This window comes from Sphingobium sp. IP1 (assembly GCF_002708645.1).
Taxonomy (GTDB): domain Bacteria; phylum Pseudomonadota; class Alphaproteobacteria; order Sphingomonadales; family Sphingomonadaceae; genus Sphingobium; species Sphingobium yanoikuyae.
Genome location: NZ_NOIW01000086.1, coordinates 1 through 22,710, shown reverse-complemented (window position 1 = coordinate 22,710; position 22,710 = coordinate 1). Strand labels below are relative to the sequence as shown.

22 protein-coding genes and 1 pseudogene are annotated in these 22,710 nt (G+C 63.8%); 13 read left to right on the top strand and 10 right to left on the bottom strand.

Features of this window, described 5'->3' with window-relative positions; genetic code table 11:
* Positions 1–2,290, top strand: a 2,290-nt coding sequence (locus CG471_RS22435) for an excinuclease ABC subunit UvrA (RefSeq protein WP_099233825.1), incomplete at its 5' end; no start/stop codon positions are given.
* A gap of 257 nt (positions 2,291–2,547) precedes the next feature.
* Here the strand turns inward: CG471_RS22435 and CG471_RS22430 are convergent.
* From CG471_RS22430 to CG471_RS22395, 8 genes are all read right to left on the bottom strand, one after another.
* Positions 2,548–3,117, bottom strand: a complete 570-nt coding sequence (locus CG471_RS22430; protein ID WP_099233821.1) for a type 1 glutamine amidotransferase domain-containing protein — start codon at positions 3,115–3,117, stop codon at positions 2,548–2,550.
* Between the two features lie 31 nt (positions 3,118–3,148).
* Positions 3,149–4,288, bottom strand: coding sequence for a glutathione-independent formaldehyde dehydrogenase (locus tag CG471_RS22425; RefSeq protein ID WP_099233820.1), 1,140 nt, complete (start codon positions 4,286–4,288; stop codon positions 3,149–3,151).
* Between the two features lie 458 nt (positions 4,289–4,746).
* A complete protein-coding gene (locus tag CG471_RS22420) occupies positions 4,747–5,040 on the bottom strand; it encodes a putative quinol monooxygenase (protein WP_009823882.1) in 294 nt (97 codons plus the stop codon).
* A gap of 111 nt (positions 5,041–5,151) precedes the next feature.
* The gene (locus CG471_RS22415) at positions 5,152–5,892 is read right to left on the bottom strand and encodes an SDR family oxidoreductase (RefSeq protein WP_099233819.1); all 741 of its coding nucleotides are present in this window, start codon (positions 5,890–5,892) and stop codon (positions 5,152–5,154) included.
* Between the two features lie 76 nt (positions 5,893–5,968).
* Positions 5,969–7,120, bottom strand: coding sequence for an L-dopachrome tautomerase-related protein (locus tag CG471_RS22410; protein WP_099233818.1), 1,152 nt, complete (start codon positions 7,118–7,120; stop codon positions 5,969–5,971).
* On the bottom strand, positions 7,117–8,223 hold the full coding sequence (locus CG471_RS22405; RefSeq protein WP_373562069.1) for an NADH:flavin oxidoreductase/NADH oxidase: 1,107 nt from the start codon (positions 8,221–8,223) through the stop codon (positions 7,117–7,119). Before CG471_RS22405 ends, CG471_RS22410 begins: the two co-directional genes overlap by 4 nt.
* Positions 8,223–8,681 carry a VOC family protein gene (locus tag CG471_RS22400; protein ID WP_037543870.1) on the bottom strand — a complete coding sequence of 153 codons (459 nt, stop codon included), beginning with the start codon at positions 8,679–8,681 and terminating at the stop codon, positions 8,223–8,225. The genes CG471_RS22405 and CG471_RS22400 overlap by 1 nt, the downstream gene beginning before the upstream one ends.
* The gene (locus CG471_RS22395; protein WP_099233816.1) at positions 8,681–9,376 is read right to left on the bottom strand and encodes a type 1 glutamine amidotransferase domain-containing protein; all 696 of its coding nucleotides are present in this window, start codon (positions 9,374–9,376) and stop codon (positions 8,681–8,683) included. The genes CG471_RS22400 and CG471_RS22395 overlap by 1 nt, the downstream gene beginning before the upstream one ends.
* 209 nt (positions 9,377–9,585) lie before the next feature.
* On the opposite strand from CG471_RS22395, the gene CG471_RS22390 reads away from it, so the two are divergent.
* The 12 genes and pseudogenes from CG471_RS22390 (at position 9,586) to CG471_RS31470 (ending at position 21,845) form a co-directional block, all read left to right on the top strand.
* Complete coding sequence (locus tag CG471_RS22390; protein ID WP_099233824.1) at positions 9,586–10,464, top strand: LysR family transcriptional regulator; 879 nt, start codon at positions 9,586–9,588, stop codon at positions 10,462–10,464.
* Positions 10,465–11,037: 573 nt separating this feature from the next.
* On the top strand, positions 11,038–11,385 hold the full coding sequence (locus CG471_RS22380) for a transposase (protein ID WP_099233815.1): 348 nt from the start codon (positions 11,038–11,040) through the stop codon (positions 11,383–11,385).
* Positions 11,334–12,182: an IS3 family transposase gene (locus tag CG471_RS22375; RefSeq protein WP_143560261.1), complete on the top strand. Its 849-nt coding sequence runs from the start codon at positions 11,334–11,336 to the stop codon at positions 12,180–12,182. Before CG471_RS22380 ends, CG471_RS22375 begins: the two co-directional genes overlap by 52 nt.
* A gap of 279 nt (positions 12,183–12,461) precedes the next feature.
* Positions 12,462–13,328, top strand: coding sequence for a universal stress protein (locus CG471_RS22370; RefSeq protein WP_257211652.1), 867 nt, complete (start codon positions 12,462–12,464; stop codon positions 13,326–13,328).
* Between the two features lie 208 nt (positions 13,329–13,536).
* Positions 13,537–16,464 (top strand): monovalent cation/H+ antiporter subunit A, encoded by a 2,928-nt coding sequence (locus CG471_RS22365; RefSeq protein WP_099233812.1) that lies wholly within the window; start codon positions 13,537–13,539, stop codon positions 16,462–16,464.
* Positions 16,464–16,805 (top strand): Na+/H+ antiporter subunit C, encoded by a 342-nt coding sequence (locus tag CG471_RS22360; protein ID WP_099233811.1) that lies wholly within the window; start codon positions 16,464–16,466, stop codon positions 16,803–16,805. The genes CG471_RS22365 and CG471_RS22360 overlap by 1 nt, the downstream gene beginning before the upstream one ends.
* Positions 16,802–18,424, top strand: coding sequence for a monovalent cation/H+ antiporter subunit D (locus tag CG471_RS22355; protein ID WP_099233810.1), 1,623 nt, complete (start codon positions 16,802–16,804; stop codon positions 18,422–18,424). The genes CG471_RS22360 and CG471_RS22355 overlap by 4 nt, the downstream gene beginning before the upstream one ends.
* Entirely contained in the window at positions 18,421–18,903 is a 483-nt protein-coding gene (locus tag CG471_RS22350; RefSeq protein ID WP_257211651.1) for a Na+/H+ antiporter subunit E, read from the top strand. Before CG471_RS22355 ends, CG471_RS22350 begins: the two co-directional genes overlap by 4 nt.
* Entirely contained in the window at positions 18,900–19,181 is a 282-nt protein-coding gene (locus tag CG471_RS22345) for a K+/H+ antiporter subunit F (protein ID WP_099233809.1), read from the top strand. The genes CG471_RS22350 and CG471_RS22345 overlap by 4 nt, the downstream gene beginning before the upstream one ends.
* Positions 19,178–19,582 (top strand): monovalent cation/H(+) antiporter subunit G, encoded by a 405-nt coding sequence (mnhG, locus tag CG471_RS22340; protein WP_180275771.1) that lies wholly within the window; start codon positions 19,178–19,180, stop codon positions 19,580–19,582. Before CG471_RS22345 ends, mnhG begins: the two co-directional genes overlap by 4 nt.
* Positions 19,518–21,050: pseudogene (locus tag CG471_RS31475) on the top strand (diguanylate cyclase domain-containing protein); the annotation flags it as partial. The gene mnhG and the pseudogene CG471_RS31475, both read left to right, overlap by 65 nt.
* Entirely contained in the window at positions 21,024–21,845 is an 822-nt protein-coding gene (locus tag CG471_RS31470; protein WP_257211653.1) for a bifunctional diguanylate cyclase/phosphodiesterase, read from the top strand. The pseudogene CG471_RS31475 and the gene CG471_RS31470, both read left to right, overlap by 27 nt.
* Positions 21,846–21,899: 54 nt before the next feature.
* Here CG471_RS31470 and CG471_RS22330 read toward each other — a convergent pair whose 3' ends face one another.
* Together CG471_RS22330 and CG471_RS22325 are read right to left on the bottom strand one after the other, a co-directional pair.
* Positions 21,900–22,280 carry a nuclear transport factor 2 family protein gene (locus CG471_RS22330; protein ID WP_099233808.1) on the bottom strand — a complete coding sequence of 127 codons (381 nt, stop codon included), beginning with the start codon at positions 22,278–22,280 and terminating at the stop codon, positions 21,900–21,902.
* A gap of 39 nt (positions 22,281–22,319) precedes the next feature.
* Positions 22,320–22,710: DUF937 domain-containing protein (locus tag CG471_RS22325; RefSeq protein WP_099233807.1), on the bottom strand; the 391-nt coding region annotated here is incomplete at its 5' end.

Sequence of the window (22,710 nt, the reverse complement as noted above, 5' to 3'; positions counted from 1 at the left end):
CTCCAGCCTGGTGCGGATGCTTTATTCGCGCGTCGGCGAATATCCGCGCCATCAACCCATGCTTTATGCGGAGGATTTCTCCCCCAACACGGTCGCGGGCGCCTGCCCGACCTGCCACGGCATCGGCCGCGTATATGACGCGACCGAAGAGACGATGGTTCCTGACGCCAGCCTCACCATTCGCGAACGAGCGATCGCCGCCTGGCCGACCGCCTGGCATGGGCAGAACCTGCGCGATATCCTCGTTTCGCTCGGTTATGATGTCGATACGCCGTGGCGCGACCTGCCGAAAAAGGATCGCGACTGGATCCTCTTTACTGAAGAGGCGCCGACGGTGCCGGTCTATGCGGGCCTGACGCCCGAACAGACCCGGACGGCGCTCAAGCGCGGCAAGGAGCCGAGCTACCAGGGCACCTTCACCGGCGCGCGCCGCTATGTGCTGGAAACCTTCGCCAACACGAAAAGCGCGCTGATGAAGAAGCGCGTCTCGCAATATATCATCGGCCGCGATTGCCCGACCTGCGACGGCAAGCGCCTGAAGCGCGAAGCCCTGTCGGTCAAATTCGCCGGCCTCGACATTGCCGAGTTCGGCGACCTGACGGTGCTCAAGCTGAAGGACTTGCTGATCCCCGTCGCGCATTGCGAGTATGGGGCAGTCTCCGCCCCCTCAAAGGGCCATGTTCTGGAAAAAGCGGCCCGCGATGCAGCGGTCGAACAACGGGTTGCGGCGGGCGGCTCTGCGCACAAGAGCGCGCCCGACGTACGCCGCACGCCCAATTTCTCCGACGAGAAGCGGATCGCTGCCCAACGCCTCGCCTGCGAATTGATCGAGCGGCTAGAGCCGCTGATCGATCTTGGCCTTGGCTACATTTCGCTCGACCGCAGCACGCCGACGCTCTCCTCCGGAGAGCTGCAGCGCTTGCGGCTTGCCACGCAATTGTCGTCACAGCTTTTCGGCGTGGTCTATGTGCTTGACGAGCCTTCGGCAGGGTTGCACCCGGCAGATGGCGAAGCCTTGCTCACGATCCTTGAGCGTCTGAAGGCGGCGGGCAACTCCCTGTTCGTCGTCGAACATGATCTCGACGTGATCCGCCGCGCGGAATGGCTCGTCGATGTCGGGCCAGGAGCCGGGGAAAAGGGCGGTGAAGTCCTCTACAGCGGGCCGATAGAGGGGCTTGCCGACGTCGAGACTTCGATCACCCGCCGCTACCTGTTCGCAGAGCCGCTCCGCAGTGAGCGCACACCGCGCCATCCCAAGGCATGGCTACGCCTGGAAGGGATCAGGCGGAACAATCTCCATGGTCTCGACGTCGAGTTTCCCATCGGCTGCTTCACCGCTGTCACCGGCGTTTCGGGATCGGGCAAATCCAGTCTTGTCAGTCAGGCGCTGCCCGAGCTCGTCACGGAACACCTCGGCGGCTCCCCCGTGGCCGAGGAGGACGATATCGATCCGCTGCTCGATGTTGCGCAGAACGACACTGAAGGACGCATTGTCGCAGGTATGGAGCATGTTCGCAGGCTGGTGCGGGTCGATCAGAAGCCGATCGGCCGCACGCCGCGCTCGAACCTATCCACCTACAGCGGCATGTTCGACCATGTGCGACGGATCTTCGCTGATACGCCGCTCGCCCGCCGGCGGCACTACAGCCCGGGAAGGTTCTCGTTCAACGTCGCGCAAGGCCGCTGCCCTGTGTGCGAGGGCGAGGGATACGTCATGGTGGAACTGCTGTTCCTGCCGAGCGTTTTTGCCCCGTGCTCGACCTGTCATGGCTCTCGCTACAACCCGCAAACGCTCGAAGTCGAATGGAACGGGCGCAATATCGCCCAGGTGCTCGAACTGACGGTCGACGATGCGTGCGATTTCTTCGCTGGCGAGGCATCTGTGATGCGCTCACTCGGCGTGTTGCGGGAGATCGGTCTTGGCTATCTGCGGCTCGGTCAGCCAGCGACCGAGCTGTCTGGCGGGGAGGCGCAGCGCATCAAGCTCGCGACTGAACTGCAACGCGCTCAACGCGGCAACACGATCTACATCCTCGACGAGCCAACTTCGGGGCTTCACCCCTCCGATGGCGACCGGCTGATGCAACACCTGCAGGGCCTCGTAGACGCCGGCAATACCGTCATAGTCGTCGAACATGACATGCGCGCCATCACGCAGACGGACTGGATCATCGACCTGGGACCGGGGGCCGGGGAAGATGGGGGTCGTATCGTTGCCAGCGGCGTCCCTGGCGTCGTTGCGGAAGCGGAAGGCAGTCTCACCGCCCGCTATCTCAAGGCGGCGCTTTAGATCGTAAATCTGGCCGAACGCACGTTCGATCAGGTGCATCTCGACCACACGTTGGAATGGGTCGAATCTGGAAGCGGGAGCTTGCGATGTGTCACCGCGGTTGACGCGGCTTAGGGTTTGAGTGTCCGTCAGATGCGCCGTGCTCGCGTGATACGCGGCGTGGCGGACGGCCAATCGCTGGCCATCCGCCACGCTTGCTTTGTGCAGACCTTCTCCAGGGACAGGGCTCTCACATGGTTTCGTCGCAACGCCCCGCGCTAATTCCCTGCTTCCAGCGCTGCGCCCACACCTTCTGCGATTTCCTCAACGAGTTTGGCACAGAAGGCGGGCAAATCATTCGGATCGCGGCTGGTAACAAGGCCGTTGTCGACCACGACTTCCTCATTGGTCCATGCACCGCCGGCGTTCTCGATATCGACCTTCAGCGTCGGGTAGGACGTCAAGGTGCGACCCTCAAGCACGCCCGCCTCGATCAATGTCCAGGGTGCATGGCATATAGCCGCAACAGGTTTTTTCTGATCGAAGAAAGCCCGGATGAAAGCAATTGCCTCGACGCTGCCGCGCAGCTTGTCGGCACCGACAGTCCCCCCGGGCACAACAAGTCCGTCGAAATCGTCGGCTTTCACCTCGGAAAACGTCTTGTCGATAGTATAGCTGGCGCCCTCGTCAAGATCGCTATTGACTGTGCGAGCCTTGCCCGGTTCAAAACTGATCACGGTCACTTTGCCGCCAGCGTCCTCGACAGCTTGCTTGGGCTTCGAGAATTCTGGTTCTTCCGTCCCTCGGGGTGCGATCAGAATGGCAACCGATTTGCCTTCCAAAGTCATAATTTATTTCCTATTCCGTCGAAGACTAAGGTCAGGTGCCCGGCTTGAGCACGACCTTCGTCCAGCCTGCATCGCGCTCGTCGAAATGCTTGTAGGCGTCTGGTGCCTGATCGAGCGGCAGTCGGTGCGAGATGATTTTGGCAGGATTGGCCCGGCCTTGCTCGATAAGCTTCATCAGTCGCCGGTTGTAGTGCTTTACATTGCACTGGCCGGTGCCAATCTTTTGGCCCTTGAACCAGAAGTTGCCGAAGTCGAACGCCATCTTGCCTTCCTTCTGGAGATCGTCGGGCGCGTTCGGGTCTTCCGGAATGAACACGCCGACGACGCCGATTCCGCCGGTGGCCTTCGTGCTTTTGACGAGGCAGTTCATCGTGTAATTGCTGCGCTCCTTGCCGTGGCGATCGCAACACTGATACCCGACCGCCTCGACCCCCCGGTCGGTCCCGAGGCCGCCAGTCGCGTCAAGGATCTGCTGGGCGGGATCGCCCTTGCGCATATCGATCGGAATAGCGCCCATCGCCTCGGCCAGTTTCAGACGGTCATCGTGAGAATCGACGACAAAGATCTGAGAGGCGCCGCGGATTTCGGCCGAGTGCGCGGCCATTAGACCGACCGGACCGGCGCCGTAGATCGCAATGCTCTCGCCAGGCAGGAAACCCGACAGTTCGACGCCATGCCAACCCGTCGGGAAGATGTCGGAGAGCATGACATAGTCATCCTCCTTCTCTTCAGCGTCCTCGGGCAGCTTCAGGCAATTGAAGTCCGCATAAGGAACGCGCATCAACTCGGCCTGACCACCTTGCCACGGACCCATCTCGGCAAATCCATACGCTGCGCCGGCGGTTCCAGGGTTGGTCGTGAGGCAAAAACCCGTCAAACCGCGTTCGCAATTTTCGCAGAAACCGCAACCGACGTTGAACGGCATGCACACGCGATCGCCCTTCTTGATACGATCTACGGCAGCGCCGACTTCGATGACCTCGCCAAGGTTTTCGTGACCGAAGACCCGGCCCTTCTCAAAGCTGGTACGGCCCTCATACATGTGAAGGTCCGACCCGCAGATATTGGTCGTGGTTAACCGGATGATAACATCGGTCTGCTTTTCGATCTTGGGATCATCGATGGTATTGACAGAAACATCTTTTGGCCCGTTGTAGACGACAGCTTTCACGGTTCTTTTCCTTTCGCAGATCTTCTCAACGCGTCATCAAATCGAGAGCTTGGTGATGATCCGGTAGATCGTAACGGCGGAGCACATCGCGCCCTTCCAAGTGATCTCAGTTTCCTGAACCTTCTGCTACCTGAGGGGTTCCTTTCCGCAGGGCCATCCTGGGATCCATTCACGGCCGTTTTCTGAATGACTGGGCCAGAACGGCCGAATAACGCGCCAAATTGATGTGCTCAAGAACCTCCCGCGAACCAATGGTGCCGTTACTTCGCGACCCATCGATGGCGCTTTATCAGTAATTTCAGAGCTGTGATAAGCGCAAAAGACAAGGTCATCCACTATCGCGGATGACCTGTCATACTCATTTATTCATTTCCCGGTTCGGCTTGGCCATCCATTCCGGATGGAAACACGAGCCTTACCCTGCAGTCAAACGGCAGCTTAGAGTGCCAACCGCTCGGCTATTTCGCGGCCAGCAGGGTAAACTTGTGAATCTGCGGCGGTTCAGAAAACAGTTCTTCTGCCTTGTCCATCAGTGCGGCGGCAACCTTGCCGTCAAGATGGGCCTGCCGATCCTCCTCCGTGTCGAACGTATCGAAGATCGCGTACGCACCGGGACCTTCCTCGATCGCATACCAGGTCAGAGTGCCCGGCTCAGCTTGAACGAGCGGCAATGCCGAGGTCAGGAAATCGGCGACATCGCGCTCTTTTCCGGGCTTGGCCTTCAGTGGTACATACAGGGCAAGTTTGGGCATAAATGACTCCTCAAGTGAAACGGACAGATATTATACGACAAAGTAACGGGCGAGCGGGCCGGTACGTTCCCCATGAGGCGGAGCACACGCGGCCCCGCCTCCTCGTGGAAATCAGAACTCCTGTGCGGTCGGCCGGATGACGATCGCGTTGACGTCGACGTCATCAGGTTGTTCGACAGCGAACGCGATAGCACGCGCCACCGATGCCGCCGGGATGGCCTGCTTATAGAAGTCCAGCACCGTCTCGGCAGCCGTGCCAGAGGTCGTGAACTTCAAATCGCTTTCGACAGCTCCAGGCTCGATGGACGTGACCCGGACCTTTTCCCCCACCTCGTGGCGCAAGCCCTCGCTGATCGCGCTGACGGCGAACTTGGTGCCGGAGTAGACCGTGCCGCCCGGTGCGAAGACCTTGATGCCCGCAACCGAGCTCAGGTTGATGATGTGACCGCTGCCCTGCTCGAGAAAACCGGGAAGGGCCGCCGCAATGCCGTAGAGCGTACCCTTCAGATTGACGTCGATCATCTGGTCCCACTCGTCGGTGTTGACCTCGGCCATCGGACGGATCGGCATCAGCCCGGCGTTGTTGATCAGCACGTCGAGGCGGCCGAAGTCGGCAATGATTGCGGCGACGACGGACTGGACCGCCGATTTGTCGGTCACGTCCAGCGCGTAGCTACGTGCCGTGCCGCCAGCTGCGGCGATGTCCGCGACGACCTCGTCGAGCCTGTCCTTGCGCCGCGCGGCGATGGCCACCTTGGCGCCGCGTTCCGCGAGAAGACGCGCGGTTTCCGCGCCGATGCCGGTGCTGCCGCCGGTAATGAGAACGATCTTGCCTTCGATTCCGTTTGTCATGATTGTATTCCTTCAAGGCAGTTGTTGATTTTTCGCCGGATCGCGGTCCCGCGCGAGCCCGCCCGGCCTGATGGGTTCACCGCGAGCGCAACAGGACGGGAGCGGCGCCGACCTTGATGCGGAGCAGCTCGTAGGGCTTGCGGCGCAGGTCCCGCCCGCCATGGAAGCCGGGCTGGCGGTGGAGCTGGTTGGCGGTGAAGTAGAGGTAGCCGTCGGTGCCGATCGATAGCGTGTCGGGCCAGCTGATGCGCGGGTCGCTGACCACCGTCGTCCAGCGGCCCTGGTCGAGCACGCGGATCGCGTTGTTCTCGTAATCGCCGGCGAACACGCGGTCCTTGTCGTCCTCGGCTATCCCGTCCGAGGCGCCTTTGCGCCCCAGGCTGCGGACCGCGCGGCCTAACGCCTCCTCGGACACCGCGGGATCGCGCAGCATCGCCGTGGGCACCGCGTGCAGCGTGCGGCCCGACAGTGGACCGTAATACAGCAGGCTGCCGTCGGCGCTGAGCGCAATCGCGTCGCTTGCGATCGTGACCGGCGTCGCGGGGCCGTCGGCCGGGCGGTTCATGAGCACCGCGCCGTCGACGACCGGGGTGAAGCCGGGCTCGGGGTTGGTCGTCGCATGGTTCGACAGGCGCCGGATCGCACGCCCGCTGGCGATATCGACGACGATGATGCCGCCGACGCCGTCGTTGCTGCTGTCGCTGATGTAGGCGACGCCCTCGGCGCCCTGACGCAGATCGAAGCGCACATCGTTGAGGTAGGTCGTGGGCAGCACCACGCTGGGCGGCAGAACGATCGTCTTCACCACCCGGTTGGTCGCAAGATCGATCGCCACCAGCTTTGCACCGCTGGCCCGTGGTTGAGAGAATTTGGGCGCCGCCGTGTCGAGCACCCACAGGCGATCGGCGCCGTCTGCCACCACGCTCTGCACCGAGATGAAATGCCCCGCCGGGTCGGCCGGATCGGGCCGGTTGGTCGCGGCGTCGGGATAAGGCACCGCCTTGCCGTCGACCAGCTCGGCAACCGTGAACGGCGCGTTGTCGCCCCATTGCGGGAAGTTGACGAAGATGCGCCCGTTGGGGGCGACGGTCACGCCAGTCGGCATCGCGCCATCGAAGGTCGCGACCTGTTCGATCCGGGGCGCGGATGCACCCTCCCGGGTCGTCGCGCAGGCGGCAAGCGAGAGGGCAGCGCCAGCGGCCAGAAGCAGTTTGACGGAGATTTTCATGGCGTCATTTCCTTGAGAATGCGGCCCACTTCGTGAGGCTCGGACCGGAAATATTGCGGGGGCGCCTTGACCGATGCACCAAGTGCGGCGGCGGCGTGCCAGGGCCAACGCGGATCCCACAGCGCAGCGCGGGCAATCGCTATGGCGTCGGCATGCCCGTCTTCTAGGATGCGCTCCGCCTGGTGCGGATCGGTGATCAAGCCGACAGCGATTACAGGCATAGCGACCGCGTCCTTGACCGTGCGGGCCAGCGGTACCTGATAGCCGGGGCCGACCGGGATCTGCTGGCGCGGGTCGAGCCCGCCGCCGGAGACGTGGATCGCCGCGCAACCGCGCCGCTCCAGTTCCTGCGCAAACCTTGCGGTTTCTTCCGCTGTCCAGCCGCCTTCAACCCAGTCAGTCCCGGAAACGCGAACGGTCACCGGGCGGTCGGCCGGAAACGATTCGCGCACGGCATCGAACACTTCCAGCGGGAACCGCATCCGGTTGTCGAGGCTGCCGCCGTATTCGTCGCCGCGCCGGTTGGAGATCGGCGAAAGAAACTCGTGAAGCAGATAGCCATGCGCGGCGTGGATCTGGACGGCTTCGATGCCGAGCCTGCCGGCGCGCCGGGCGGCATCCGCGAACGCCTCCCGGATGCGGGCAAGCCCTGACTTGTCCAGTTCGACAGGGGGATGGTCGTCCGGAGCGAAGGGAATGGCGCTGGGTGCCACGGTCTGCCAGCCATTCTCCGTATCTGGGGGAAGCTGCGCTCCGCCGTGCCACGGCTTGGCGCTGCTCGCCTTGCGGCCGGCATGGGCCAGCTGGATGACGAGCGGCATGTCCGACCACTGACGGACGCTTTCTAGCACGCTTCGCATCGCCGCTTCGGTACGGTCATCGTACAGGCCGACGTCACCGTAGGTGATGCGACCTTCGGGGCTGACAGCGGTCGCCTCTATCGTCAGCGCGCCCGCGCCCGACAGCGCCAACAGGCCGAGATGCATCCGGTGCCAGTCGGTCATCGCGCCGTCCTCGGCAGAATACTGGCACATCGGCGCGATAACGATGCGGTTGGCAAGCCGCAGCCCCGCGACCTCGAGCGGTTCGAACAGGCGCGCCATCACCATGCGCCCGTGTTGGGCATGGAGGCCCAGGGTTCGGCCGGGGCCATGTGTTCGCCTTTTTGGAGCAGTTCGATCGAGATCCCGTCCGGCGAGCGGACGAACGCCATGTATCCGTCGCGCGGGGGGCGATTGATCGTCACGCCGCCCGCTTGCAGCCGCGCGCACGTCTCGTAGATGTCGTCGACCCCGTAGGCGAGATGGCCGAAGTTTCTGCCCCCCGTGTAAGTCTCGGCAGCGCTGCCGTCCTCGGGCGGCCAGTTGTACGTCAGTTCGACCTCGGCATCGCCCTGCTCGCCGTCGCCGCGGAAATCCTCGTCGGCGGCAAGGTAGATCAGCGTGTAACGCCCGGCCTGGTTCTCCATGCGCCGGGTCTCCTTGAGACCCAGCAGCGTGAAGAACCGGATCGCTGCCTCGGGATCGGCGACGCGCAGCATGGTGTGGAGATAGCGCATGATCAGGCGACCTTGTCCTTGAGGGCTTCCATCACGAGCTCCGCGGTGAGGGTAGCGCTGGCGGGGTTCTGGCCGGTCACCAGATTGCCGTCGCGCAGGGCGAAGGGGGCAAAATCGGGGCCGCCTTCGTGCTTGCCGCCGAGTTCCTTGAGACGCGTTTCGAGGAGGAACGGCACCGCCTGATCGAGACCGACCGCGCGTTCCTCGCTGTCCGTGAAGCCCGCGACACGGCGGCCGGCGACGAAGGGCGTGCCATCGGCCTTCTTCGCCGAGACCAGCCCTGCCGGTCCATGGCAGACGGCGGCGACGATCTTGCCTTCGCGGTCGAAGCGTTCGACCAGGCGGGCCAGTTCGTCACTGACGGGGTAATCGAACATGGTGCCGTGGCCGCCCGGCAGGAACAGCGCGTCGTAGCCGGCGGGATCGATGCTTGTGAATACAAGGGTGCTGGCAACCTCGGCCTTCAGGGCCTCGTCCTTCAGATAGCGCTCGACCGAAGCGTCGTTCTCGCCGTCGGCGTTGACGCTACGCTGGTCGACGGGGATGGCGCCACCCTTGATCGAGGCCAGCGTAACCTCGGCGCCCGCATCGCGGAACGCGTAGTACGGGGTGGTAAGTTCCTCGAGCCAGACGCCCGTCGGTTCGGTGCCGGGAGTCATGCGGTCGGCGGAGGTGGCCACCATGAGAATGCGGGTCATCGTCAGTTGTCCTTTTCTAGTGATGTCGGGAACACGAGCAAACGCACCCGCCGGCGCCGCGCCCGCCACCAGGACAGCGGTGAGGGCTTGGAGCAATTGGCGGCGATTTTGCTTCGATCGTTCCTTTCGGCGGCTTAGATACGCTGGGAACGGCATCATGAAATCCAGCGGGAATGGCGGACGGCCATAAATCCGGTTATGGAACCGGAATGTCCCTCCTGCAGTTGCGCACCTTCGTCGAAGTCTACCGCCGTCGTTCACTGAGCGAGGCGGCCCGGGCAATCGGCATCACCCAACCGGCTGCGTCGCAGCACATCGCATCGCTCGAGGCGCAATTGGGCCGTCCCTTGTTCGATCGCCATTCGCGGGGTGTTCGACCAACAGCGATTGCCGACGATCTCGCGGCTTCGATCGGAAGCAGCCTCGACACGGCGGAATCGGCACTGGCCAGCGCGCGGGCCCGATCGTCGCGCATCTCGGGCACGGTCCACATCGCCGCGCCGTCGGACCTACTGGGAGAGATGATCGCGCCCCGACTGGCGCCGCTGCTGGATGCGGGGCTAGACCTGCGCCTGCATATCGGCGGGCGCGAGGCGCTCTATGCCTTGCTGCTCGAAGACAAGGTGCACCTAGCCGTCACCGCCTCGCAGCCCGAAGATCCGCGGTTGGCCTTTCATGCGCTGGGCGAAGAGCACCTGCGCGCCGTAGCCTCGCCCGCCGTGGCCATGCGGATTGCCGAATTGCCGCTTGCCGACGGGCTCAACCGGACGGCCCACCTCGCCTACGACCTCGACCGACCGCTGCTGCGTACCTGGCTCCATGCAAACCAGATCGAGCTGACGAGCCAGCCCGCGTTGACCGCGCCCGATCTGAGGGTGCTACGGTCGGGATTGTGCGCGGGTCTCGGCTGGACGGTGATGCCCGGCTATCTCACCCGCAGCGAACGCGCTGCCTGCACGCTGATCGAGATACCCGCCCCGGTCACGGTGCCGCGCAACGCTTACTACCTCGTCTGGGCACGCTCATCGCTGCGACACCCGCGCGTGGCCATGGCTCGGGACGCCCTGATTGCTGCACTCCGAACATAATTGTGGCCACGCCTGTTGGGCCGTGAGCGCAATGTCGGGCCTGAACCAGTTGAGCGTTGGCGAAGCGAATGCCGGCTTTCGGAATCGTCGGCGACAAGGCCGAACGGCCGGATGTGGGGCGCAAAGCTGGCGTTATGAGGGCAGTGAAACCAGAATTTCCCAATAATCACAGTGCCCATCACTTTCATGTTGGGTGCGCCCCGGGCCTTTGGTTTTCCTAGAGAATGCGTGAAATTGGACGATCTGCAGCACAAGGGGAATGAGTACCTCTACCCGATCTTGATGGGATAGCGGCTTTTTGAAGCCGCAGTCCCGGAAGTCTTCGCGTATTCATTCCGGCACACCGCCCAAGGCCTCATAAAGTCCGACCAGCGTCGTGAGTTCATCGGTCCTTACCTGCACCAGCGACAGCTCGACGCCCAGCAAGGCACGCTGTGCATCGACCTGCTCGATGTAGGGTGTGTAGCCTGTCGAACGGCGTGCAAACGGGACCCCATATTGGAGTGGGCCCCTGGGGTCGGACAGGTGGGACCATAATGATTGACCGTGGGTTTGGCTTTTGGAGAAAAGCCAATGCGACATCGATCCCACAGCATGGAATTCAAACGTCAGGTCGTTCAGGAATATCTGGACGGCCAAACGTTGCATGGGTTATCCAAGCGCCATGACGTTTCTCGCCAGCTAATCCGGGTCTGGCTTGAGAAGTACGAGGTCGGAGAGTTTGACGATGACGCCCAGGCGGCTGATCTCATTCAGCAGTATGAGGCCCGCATCGCTGCGCTGGAACGCCTGGTCGGCAAGCAGGCTCTCGAGCTTGAGTTTCTAAAGGGGGCTCTGCAAAACACACCGCGGCCGAGAAACGGGACTACATCAGTCATTACCGGCCCACCGGCATCTCCGTCTCCCAAGGGTGCAGGCTGATGGGTATTGCGCGCTCGACCTATTATCATGAGCGGAAACAGCGGGTTGACGAGGCAGATCTGCTGACCGCGATTATCGCGATCTGTGATGAGTTCGAAGCCTATGTCTGGCGCCGCGTACGGGCAGAACTTCAGCACCAGGGGATCTTTGCAAATCATAAGCGCATCAAACGCTTGATGCGCGAGCATCACCTTCAGCCGAAAAAACGGCGGCGCTATGTGACAACGACCGACAGCGCCCATGATCTGCTGATATTCCCGGACTTAGCGAAGGGCGTCACCTTGACGGATGCGGATCAACTCTGGGTCGCAGACCTGACCTATGTCGCGATCGCAAGCGGCTTTGCTTATGTGGCCACAATCCTGGATGCCTGGTCGAGGCGGGTGGTTGGCTATGCTATTGGCCGGTCGATCGATGCTCGCCTCGCCATTGCAGCGCTTGAAACGGCGATCGCGAGCCGGCAGCCGCCACCGGGTCTCATACATCATTCCGACCGCGGATCCCAATACGCAGCCGCTTCCTACCGTGCGCTGCTGGCAGCCAATGGCATCACAGGATCAATGAGCCGACGCGGAAATCCCTATGACAACGCCAAGGCGGAAAGCTTCATGAAAACGCTTAAGGTCGAGGCGGTCTACCCGATGGCATTCGAGACATTCGAGGATGTCGCCACCCATCTTCCCCCCTTCATCGACCGCGTCTATAATCAACGCCGACTGCATTCCGCTCTGGGCTATTTGAGTCCGGTGCGATTTGAGGAGCTACACGCCGGATCCATAGTCAAATCGGCGGCCTGAAACCTGTCCGACCCCAGGGGCCCACTCCAACCGAGCGCGGCCGGAGTCGGGCCGGCGGCGGCCGCCGCCGCTTCGGCGTCGCGTTCGACTTTGTCCTCGGCGATATCACTGGGGGAATCGGCCCTGTTGCAACCTGATAAGGACAGCCGAGCAGGCCAGAGCGAACAAGGCGCGATTCATTAGTCTTCTCCGGATTTCAAACTGCCATCGCCATAGAAGGCGCTTGGGGCCTGACGGCTCCCTGATCCGTGGGCCGGCAACGCACCCATTCAGGCGGACGTGGGTGGATGTAAAAGGCGAAATGTTCTAGCTTCAGCAGCTTGGGGGGCGAACCGAAAGGAGCGTCGTTTGACCGAGCCTGTTGCAGCCACGATCAGGAAGATCCTCGTGGCGACGGATCTTACCCCGCGATACGATCGCGCCCTCGACCGCGCCGTCCAGTTGGCGAGGGAGAGCCAGGCCGAACTGGTGGCGGTTCATGTCATGGACGCGGCCGACCAGTCCGGCTCGATGTTCGATCGGCGAGAGCGGTCCTGGCGGCGCGTGCCTGATCCCGCCGAACGGATGTGCTGGCGGTCGCAGCGCGACCTTGCCGAGGCGTTCGAAGGGATCAGGGTCATCGCGGCCCAGGGCGATCCGGCTGAACAGTTGGTTGCCCATGCACGCAGCGAAGCCTGCGATCTCATTGTGACAGGGGCGGCGAGCGCGGAATCGATGAGCCGGATCCTGTTCGGCAGCACCGTCAACCGCGTGGCACGCGAGGTCGAGCAGCCGATCCTGGTCGTTCACGACCGCGCCTTCCGGCCTTATCGCGAGATCGTCGTGGCGACGGACTTTTCCGATGCGTCGATTGCGGGATTGCAGACTGCCTGGGACCTGTTTCCGCAAGCGGCATTCACGCTGTTTCATGCCTATGACATCCCCAGCGCCGCGCTCGCCGACGCGCGGCAGGACGGGCGCGCGCTTCTGGCGATGCAAGAGGACATGATGGCGAAGGTTCGCGCCGATGACCGCCTCGACGCCCGTCTTCGCGGCAAGGTTTCGGTGGTGGCCGATTTCGGCGCGCTGATCGGCAGCACGGCCAAGCGTCTGGTCGAAGCACTCGAGGGCGACCTTCTGATCGTGCGCCATCCTGCGGACGCGTGAGAAAAGGGCCTAGACCATATCCGGCGGGGAGCCAGTCGCGCGCCGCCGTGTTTCACAGGAGGAAAGACCGTCCAAGCCGCGGCAGGGGATATGAAGGGGTGCAATCGGTTTTGGGATCAGCCAAGCGCGCCTGGCGCCCGGGACAGATCATGATCCGACATCGGCGGCACCAGGGTCGTGCCTTGCGGGAAGGGGAGGGGTTGGTCTCGTGATCAAGCCGCATTTTGTCTACCTGGTGCTCGCCTTGCCGTTTCTCGCGAGCCTGGCCGCAGCCTTTCTACCCTCGGTGACCCGCAATCTGGCTTCGAGCTTGGCAGGGGTCGTCACCCTGCTGGCGATCGGGGCGCTCCTCAGCTTCTATCCGGCCGTATCGCAAGGGGACGTGGTGCGCATCGACCAGCCCTGGCTGCCGTCCCTCGGGCTCGATCTGGTCCTGCGTCTGGACGGCTTTACCTGGCTGTTCGCGCTGCTGGTTCTCGCGATCGGAGCCTTGGTCGTTCTCTATGCGCGCTATTACATGTCGCCGGACGATCCGGTGCCGCGCTTCTTCAGCTTTCTGATGGCCTTCATGGGCTCAATGCTGGGCATCGTGTTGTCGGGCAATCTCATCCAGACCATATTCTTCTGGGAGCTCACCAGCCTCTTTTCCTTTCTCCTCATCGGCTATTGGCATCACAACCAGAGCGCGCGCGACGGTGCGCGCATGGCACTTATAGTGACGGCCACGGGCGGCGTCTGCCTGCTCCTGGGCTTTCTGCTTATCGGGCACATCGCCGGCAGCTATGATCTTGACGTCGTCCTCTCCTCGGGCGGATTAATCCGCGCCCATCCCCTTTATCTTCCCGCGCTCGTGCTGGTGCTGATCGGCGCCTTTACGAAAAGCGCGCAGGTCCCGTTCCACTTCTGGCTGCCACATGCGATGGCGGCGCCCACCCCGGTCTCGGCCTATCTCCATTCCGCGACGATGGTGAAGGCCGGCATCTTCATACTCATCCTGCTCTGGCCGGTGCTGGCCGGCACGCAGGCCTGGTATCTGATCGTCGCGACCACAGGCCTTGCCACATTGCTGGTCGGGGCCTGGGCCGCGATCTTCCAGCATGATCTCAAGGGCCTGCTCGCCTATTCGACCATCAGCCATCTCGGGCTCATCACGCTGCTTCTGGGGCTCGGCAGTCCGCTCGCGGCTGTGGCGGCGATCTTCCACACCGTGAACCACGCGACCTTCAAGGCGTCGCTGTTCATGGCGGCAGGGATCATCGACCATGAAACGGGCACACGCGATCTGCGGCGGCTGAGCGGCCTCTTTCGCTGCATGCCGGTCACCGCGACGCTGGCAATGGTGGCGGCGGCGGCGATGGCCGGCGTGCCGCTGCTCAACGGCTTCCTGTCTAAGGAGATGTTCCTGGCCGAGGCGCTCGGGGCGCATAGCGGCACCGTGCTCGACAAGGCGCTGCCCGTGCTGGCGACGCTCGCCAGCATGTTCAGCGTGCTTTATTCGGTGCGCTTCATCCACCAGACCTTTTTTGGCCCGCCGCCCAGCGACCTGCCGCACCAGCCTGGCGAGGCGCCCCACTGGATGCGGCTGCCGATCGAGGTGCTTGTGCTGCTCTGCCTGGTCGTGGGCGTCGCGCCTGCCGCGACGATTGGCCCGCTGCTCGGTGACGCTGCTCGCGCCGTGCTGGGCGGGCGCACGCCGGCTTATGACCTTGCGGTCTGGCATGGCTTCACCTTACCGCTGCTTATGAGCGGGATCGCACTGGTCGGCGGCCTCCTGCTCTACCGGATCTTCGGACGGCGGCTCAACAGCGTCGAAGCGTCGCCGGTCATCGGCCACCTGAAAGGACACCGCCTTTTCGAGCGGACGCTGACCGGTCTCATTCAGGGCGCGCGGTCCGCCTATGGGGCGATCAGCTCGGGCCGGTTGCAGGTGCAACTGCGCCTCCTCATCGTGACCGCGCTCTGTGCCGGCGCCTTGCCGGTCTTCCTCCTGGGCTATAGCGCCGGGACCGCGCCGCGCACGCTTCTGGATCCCATATTCGCTCTGCTCTGGCTGATCGGCGGAGCCGCTGCGATCGGCGCGGCCAACCGCGCGAAGTTCCATCGGCTGGCCGCCCTCGTGATGGTCGGCGTCGCCGGGCTCATGACCTGCGTCAGCTTCATCTGGCTGTCGGCGCCGGACCTGGGACTCACGCAGCTACTGGTCGAGACCATGACCCTGGTCCTTCTCCTGCTTGGGCTGCGTTGGCTTCCGCTGCGCCGTCCGGACGTCTGGCCGGGCGCGCAGACACCGCTCGCCGTTCGTCTGCGTCGCGGCGGCGACGTGCTGTTGGCAGGCATAGGGGGCGGCGGCATGGCGGCGCTATCCTATGCGATGATGACGCGCGCGCCGCCCGAAGGCGTCGGACGCTTTTTCCTGGAGCAGGCCTATCCCGGCGGCGGCGGCAAGAATGTCGTCAACGTCATCCTGGTCGATTTCCGCAGTTTCGACACCCTGGGCGAGATCACGGTGCTGTCGATCGTTGCTGTGACCATTTTCTCGCTGCTGCGTCGGTTCCGGCCCGCTGCGGAAAGCGTCGAAGCGCCTGACCAGCAGAAGGTCCAGAATGCCTTCGACGACGCGGGCTTGGAGCGGGAGCGAGGCGACACGGCGCGCCACTATCTCATGGTCCCTCGGGTCCTCATGGAATGGCTGTTTCCGATAATCGTCACGTTCGCGCTCTATCTCCTGGTGCGCGGCCACGACTGGCCGGGCGGCGGCTTCGCGGCGGGGGTGACCGCTTCGATCGCACTCATCATCCTTTATATGGCGGGCGGCACGCGCTGGGTGGAAGCCCGGCTCAATGTGCAGCCGCTGGTCTGGATCAGCGCGGGCCTGGTTTGCGCGGTAGCGACCGGCGCCGGAGCGCTCCTGTTCGGCGCGCCGTTCCTCACCACCTATTTTCAGTATTTCGAGGTGCCGCTGGCAGGCGCGGTGCCGGTGGCGAGCGCGCTGCTGTTCGACATTGGCGTGTTCATGGTGGTGGTGGGGACGACAGCGCTGATCCTGATCGCGCTTGCCCATCAATCGATCCGCGCGCCGCGGGCGCGTCCCGCGGCCGGGTCTTCGCCCGACGATTCTGCCGAGGGTGAGAGTTGATGGAGGCGGTGCTGGCCCTTGCGATCGGCATCCTCGTCGCCAGCGGCCTGTGGCTGCTGTTTCGCCCGCGCACGTTCCAGGTGGTGCTCGCACTGTCGCTCCTCTCCTACGCGGTCAATCTCTTCATCTTGGCCGCAGGCCGGCTGCGGACCGATGCGCCGCCGATCGTAGACGGCAAGGCCGTCGATGCGGCGCTTTACGTCGATCCCGTGCCCCAGGCGCTGGTGCTGACGGCTATCGTCATTTCGTTCGCGACGACGGCGCTGCTCCTGGTGGTGCTGCTTGCCGCGCGTGGCCTGACCGGAACCGACCACGTCGACGGCGAGGATGAAGAGCCATGAGTGCGGCTCCCGCCTGGCTCCAGCATCTGCCCGTCCTGCTCGTCGTCCTGCCGATCGTGGCCGGCGCGCTGCTGCTGGCGGTGGCCGAGCGGCGACGCAGGCTCAAGCGGGCGATCAGCCTCGTGACGGCTGTCACCATGGTCGCCGTCGCGGGGCTGCTGGTGCTGAGCTGCGATGGACAACTGGGCGGCGGCACCGGCGGGCCGCAGGTCTATCGTCTTGCCGACTGGCCGGCACCCTTCGGCATCGCTCTGGTCGCGGACCGCCTTTCGGCCATGATGGTCCTCCTGACCGATCTTCTGGGAGTGACGGCGCTGGTCTATGCGCTGGCGCGGTGGGACCGCTCGGGTCCGCGTTTCCATGCGCTGTTCCTGCTTCTGCTGGCTGGGATCAACGGCGCCTTCCTGACCGGCGACATCTTCAACCTCTTCGTATTCTTCGAAGTGCTGCTGGCCGCATCCTACGGCTTGATCCTGCATGGCTCGGGGGAGGAGCGCACGCGGGCAAGCCTTCACTATATCACGATCAATATCGCGACATCGCTGCTGTTCCTGGCTGGGGTCGCGATGATTTACTCAGTGACAGGATCGCTCAACATGGCCGACATCGCGGTGAAGACCCCGCAGGTCGCGCGCGGGGATCTCATGCTGCTCGAGGCGGGCGCCGCGGTTTTGGGTGTCGCCTTTCTCGTCAAGTCGGGCATCTGGCCGCTCAATTTCTGGCTGCCGCGTACCTATGCAGCGGCTGCGCCGCCTGTCGCTGCGGTTTTCGCGATCATGACCAAGGTCGGCGTCTACATCATCCTGCGGCTCACCTCTTTGCTATTCGGCGAAGGCTCGGGCGCGGCGGTGGGCTTTGCCGATCATGCGCTGGTTCTCCTGGGCTTCGCGACGATGCTGTTCGGAACCTTGGGCATTCTGGCGACCCGCCAGTTGACCCGGGTCGCGGGTCACTATGTGCTGGTGTCTTCAGGTACGCTGATCGCGGCGATCGGGCTGGGCGGTCAGGCGCTGGTGGCTGCGCTGCTCTTCTATCTGGTGAGCTCGACGCTCGCGGTGGGCGCGCTCTACCTGCTCATCGAACCGGTGGAGCGCAATGCCGACGAGGAGGATCTGATCGCGGGGATCGCCGAGCCCGTATTCGACGACGAATATGTGGGCGCGGTCAGCGAGGAGACGGACGAGGTCGGGATCATAATCCCGGGCACGATCGCGGTCCTGGGCGGCGCTTTCATCTTCTGCACGCTCCTTCTCGCCGGTCTGCCGCCTCTTTCCGGCTTCATTGCCAAGTTCGCGATCATTTCCGCCCTGTTCGACAAAGACGCCATTTCCCCTTCCGCGTGGACGCTTGCCGGCCTGATCATCCTTTCGGGTCTCGCGACGCTGGTCGCCATGACCCGCGCCGGCATCGATCTTCTCTGGACGCCGGGCGAGGATGCGCCGGCCCGCCTCAGCGTGATCGAGGTTGTCCCGATCGGGCTGCTGCTGGGGGTCTGCCTGTCCCTCATGGTCGCGGCGGGTCCGCTTTACCGCTATGTCGAGACGACCGCCGGGGGGCTGGGTGCGCCGCGTGCCTATATCGAGGCGGTGCTGGGGTCTCGCGGGGGCGCGCCGCGATGATCGGCCGTTTCTTCCCCTATCCGCTACTGGCGGCGGCAGTTTTTCTCCTGTGGATCCTTCTGAGCGGCGTCTCTGCGGGGCAATGCCTTCTGGCGGCGGCGGCGGCGCTGCTCGTGCCGCAAGTGATGCGCCCGCTCGGGCCAGCGTCAGCTGAGATCCGGTGGGGGAGGGCGGTGCCGCGCCTCGTCGGCCTGGTGCTGCTGGATATCCTGCGCTCCAATCTCGCGGTCGCGCGCATCGTTCTGTTCGGTTCGCGGCGGCGGTCAGGTTTCATGGAAGTGCCGCTCGAACTGCGTAATCCCTACGCGCTTACCACTCTGGCGGTCATCATCACGGCCACGCCCGGCACCATCTGGCTTCAGCATGACCCCGACCGGCAGACCGTCCTCATTCATGTCCTCGACCTCAAGAACGAGGCGGACTGGATCGCGCTCATCAAGAACCGCTATGAGCGCCTCCTGAAGGAGATTTTCCCTTGAGCCACCTCGTCCTGGGCTTGGCGATCACTGCAGCCCAAATCCTTCTGGGCCTGGCCATGGCCTGCGCGAGCTTCCGGATTCTACGTGGACCGCGCGCGCAGGACCGGGTGCTGGGCCTCGACGCGCTTTATATGGCCGCGATGCTGCTCTTGCTTACATACGGCATCCAGACCGGGCGCACCCTGTTCTTCGAGGCCGCGTTCATTATAGCCTTGCTGGGCTTTGCGGGAACCGTGGCATTGGCGAAATTTCTGATGCGCGGCGAGGTGATTGAATGATCCAGGCGCCTGACCTTCCGCCTTGGGCCGCCTTGATCGTGGGTATCTGCCTGCTGCTCGGCGCGAGTGTCACGCTTATCGGCACGGTCGGCCTCGTGCGGATGAAGACCTTTTATGAGCGCCTCCATCCGCCGACGCTCGGCTCGACGCTGGGCACGGCCTTCATCCTCATGGCGTCCATCTCCTGTTTTTCCGCGATGCAGTCCAGGCCCGTTGTGCATGAGATCCTCATTGCGGTGTTCGTGACTTTGACGACGCCGCTGACCCTCATGCTGCTGGCCCGTGCCGCCCTCTATCGTGACCGGCTGGCAGGCGACATGTCCGTGCCGGGCGACGATGACAACGGGTCATCTTCGCCCGCTGTCACGCGGGATGCACAGGGATCGCCTCCTCCAACCTGAGATCGGTCGGCTTCGCAGCGAAGCAGGAGCACTGGGCGCCGGATGTCTGGAAGGCTCGTCAACCGGCCGTTCGATCTTGACCGAGGCAGCCGACAGGAGAGCCTTAACCAAGTTGCGATATCGCGAGTCCATGGCCGCAGCTGTCCGTCTTCTCTGCGTTTCTGTGCCACGGCAGTATCTTTGGCCGCTCCTGTCGCTGCTCGGCGTGTGCTTCGGTTTCATCTTCCTGCTCATCTTCCTGAGCACCCGCGCGCAGGATGCCCAGCAGCTCGAGCGGGAGCGCCAGGCGCTCGGGAGTGTGTTCACCACCGCTTCCGCGATGGTGCAGCACGATCTGCAGGATTACGCTAAATGGGACGATGCCGTGCGTCACATCGGTTCGAGTTTCGATGCTGCCTGGATGGACGACAATGTCGTGGCCTATCTGGGCCGCACCCAGGGATATTCCGACATCTTCGTGCTCGGCGCGGACGATCGGACCCTTTACAGCTTCAAAGACCGAAAGATCGCCCCGGACACCGCTCAACTGCGTCTTGGCGCCGACTTCGTTCGCTCGATCGCCGAAGTGCGGCGCTTGCCACCCGAGGGCAGTCCGATCGTTAGCGGCTTCACGCGCTCAGGCAACCAGGTCATGGTCTATGCCACGGCCGCCGTAGTGCCCTTGACGGGTAAGATCGCGGCGCCCCGAGCGCCGACCCGCCTTCTGGTCATCGCCCGTCACGTCGACGAGGCGTTCTTGGCGGACCTCACGCGCGAACTCAATGTCCACGATGTGCGGCTGACGCTTGGGAACCGGACAGCCGGAATGGACGCCATCGCCATCAAGGGCCGGTCGGGCGAACGGATCGCCTGGCTGGAATGGCGGTCGCATCATCCGGGTGCATCGCTGAGGCAGCATCTGGTGCCGGCGATCCTGGCGGTGGCCTTCGTCGCCTTTGTGGCAGCCAGCCTAATTCTTCGCCGGGGCGGCCAGTCGATCGAGGCTTTGCGCGCAAGCGAACTGCTCGCCCGGCATCTGTCGGATCACGATCCCTTGACCGAACTACCCAATCGCCGCGCGTTGGGGGAACGACTGGGCGAGCTTGTCGCGGCAAGGCAAGGACTAGCCCTGCTGTTCCTCGATCTCGACGGGTTCAAGGACGCCAATGATGTCTAGGGCCATAGTGCCGGCGATCTCCTGCTCAAGGAAGCCGCCGGTCGCCTGAAGGCCGCGGCGGGAGAGGGCTTCATCGCGCGCGCGGGCGGCGACGAGTTTGCCGTTCTCTTGGGATCGCCATCGCCTGGCGCGGCGGCCGCGACATGCGAGGCCATTCTCGAAGCGTTCTCGACGCCCTTCAAGGTTGGCGCCTACAGCATCACGATCGGGACCAGCATCGGTTATTTCGAAACCGACACATCCTGCGACGGCGCGGAAGAGCTCATCCGCAAGGCGGACGTCGCCATGTATGCCGCCAAGGATGCGGGCAGGCACTGCGCGCGGGTTTACCACCCCTCGCTCGACGAAAGCCATGAACGGCGCCAGCGGCTCGAGCAGGATCTCAAGCGCGCGGTCGAGGACGGAGAGATCTATGTCCGCTATCAGCCGATCGTCGATGCGCAGTCAGGTGAAGTCGTCGCCGTCGAGGCGCTGGCGCGCTGGTCTCATCCTGTCCATGGCGATGTTCCGCCCGACGTGTTCATTCCGAACGCCGAGATCAGTGGGCTGATCAACGCCATCGGCCGCCAGGTGCTTCTCCATGCCTGCCGGGAAATGCGCGAGACCGGGCTCGATCTGGCCGTCAACCTGTCGCCAGCGCAATTTTGGGATGGCAATCTCTACGACGAGGTTCAGCAGGTCCTGGAACGGACCGGGTTTCCTCCCGAGCGGCTGGAGCTGGAAATCACGGAAAGCTTGCTGCTGCGCCGTCCCCAGGTCGCCGCGGCGGTGATCGACCGGCTGCGCTCACTCGGTATCCGCATGGCGCTCGACGACTTTGGCACGGGGTTCGCGAGCATCGCCTATCTACAGCAACTCACGATCGACCGGCTCAAGATCGACAGGTCGTTCCTTGCTCCGCTGGAATCGCAGCCTGACATGCGAGAAGTGCTGATCTCCATCGTCGACCTGGCGAAGGCCTATCATCTTGAAGTCTGTGCCGAAGGGATCGAGACGCCGGGACAGGCGCAGCTTGCGCGCATCGCGGGTTGCGGCCGCTTGCAAGGTTGGCTGTTCGGGCGTCCGCAAGCCGCGAGCGCGTTCCAGACCGTGGCGTTTCGAGCTTAGGAGCGCGAGGGAAGCGGTCGTCCGGTCAACGACCGCGCCGACCCTGCGGAACGATCATGGCCGAACGACGGGCGAGCAATGGGCCGCCTCGATGCGCCACTGATCGCCCGGCAGCCGGTGCCAGCAGCGCGTATAGGCGAAGGTGCCGCTGAAAGGTTGCGCGTCGTAGGATCCCGACAACTGGACCGTGACGCAGACCACCGCGCTGTCGCCCAGGAGGCGAATGAGGGGTGGCTCGATGGGGTCCAGTTGTTCGATGCGAAGCAGGCCGGACTGGTGAGCGCCGAGATCATCGCCCTTGTCGAGCCGCACGCCGACCTGGTTGGTAAAAATCAGATCGGGGCTGAGCAGGGCATCGAGGGTCGCCACATCGCTGGCGAGCATCGACGCGCGAAGCCGGCCTTCGGCATGCTCGACCTGCGCGCGGTCGTCCATAAGCAGGCCTGCCCCAAAGTCGTTTGAAAGGGAGGGCGGTCAACGGCCGCCCAGGATCGATCCCAATATGCCGCCGAGTCCGCCGGCTGATGCAGCGCTCCCGGAGGACCCGCCGCTACCGGCGAGCGCACCGGCAATGCTGCCGAGAATGGATTCCAGTCCGCCCAGCTGCCCCCCGGAGCGCTTGGCGAGGTGCCCCGCGACAAGCATCGCGAGGATAGGGAGCATCTTCTTGAGGATCGCGGGATCGAGGCCAGTGGCTTGCGATGCTTTCCCGGCGACCTCCCGGCTGACGTCCTTCGAGCCGAACAGGCTCGCCAGCAGTTGATTGCCAAGGCCGGTGTCAGTGGGGCTGGAGCCGACGACATTATCGATGAGCCCCGAGCCGCCCAGCGCCTGGACCTGCGCCGCTAGACCCGCCGGCTCAACC

What these genes read in the sequence shown, in the direction of transcription:
- CG471_RS22430 (WP_099233821.1), bottom strand. Translation starts at nt 3,117, where the DNA reads ATGACTTTGGAAGGCAAATCGGTTGCCATTCTGATCGCACCCCGAGGG.
- CG471_RS22420 (WP_009823882.1), bottom strand. Translation starts at nt 5,040, where the DNA reads ATGCCCAAACTTGCCCTGTATGTACCACTGAAGGCCAAGCCCGGAAAA.
- CG471_RS22415 (WP_099233819.1), bottom strand. Translation starts at nt 5,892, where the DNA reads ATGACAAACGGAATCGAAGGCAAGATCGTTCTCATTACCGGCGGCAGC.
- CG471_RS22410 (WP_099233818.1), bottom strand. Translation starts at nt 7,120, where the DNA reads ATGAAAATCTCCGTCAAACTGCTTCTGGCCGCTGGCGCTGCCCTCTCG.
- CG471_RS22405 (WP_373562069.1), bottom strand. Translation starts at nt 8,223, where the DNA reads ATGGCGCGCCTGTTCGAACCGCTCGAGGTCGCGGGGCTGCGGCTTGCC.
- CG471_RS22395 (WP_099233816.1), bottom strand. Translation starts at nt 9,376, where the DNA reads ATGACCCGCATTCTCATGGTGGCCACCTCCGCCGACCGCATGACTCCC.
- CG471_RS22390 (WP_099233824.1), top strand. Translation starts at nt 9,586, where the DNA reads ATGTCCCTCCTGCAGTTGCGCACCTTCGTCGAAGTCTACCGCCGTCGT.
- CG471_RS22380 (WP_099233815.1), top strand. Translation starts at nt 11,038, where the DNA reads ATGCGACATCGATCCCACAGCATGGAATTCAAACGTCAGGTCGTTCAG.
- CG471_RS22360 (WP_099233811.1), top strand. Translation starts at nt 16,464, where the DNA reads ATGGAGGCGGTGCTGGCCCTTGCGATCGGCATCCTCGTCGCCAGCGGC.
- CG471_RS22355 (WP_099233810.1), top strand. Translation starts at nt 16,802, where the DNA reads ATGAGTGCGGCTCCCGCCTGGCTCCAGCATCTGCCCGTCCTGCTCGTC.
- CG471_RS22350 (WP_257211651.1), top strand. Translation starts at nt 18,421, where the DNA reads ATGATCGGCCGTTTCTTCCCCTATCCGCTACTGGCGGCGGCAGTTTTT.
- mnhG (WP_180275771.1), top strand. Translation starts at nt 19,178, where the DNA reads ATGATCCAGGCGCCTGACCTTCCGCCTTGGGCCGCCTTGATCGTGGGT.
- CG471_RS31470 (WP_257211653.1), top strand. Translation starts at nt 21,024, where the DNA reads ATGTATGCCGCCAAGGATGCGGGCAGGCACTGCGCGCGGGTTTACCAC.
- CG471_RS22330 (WP_099233808.1), bottom strand. Translation starts at nt 22,280, where the DNA reads ATGGACGACCGCGCGCAGGTCGAGCATGCCGAAGGCCGGCTTCGCGCG.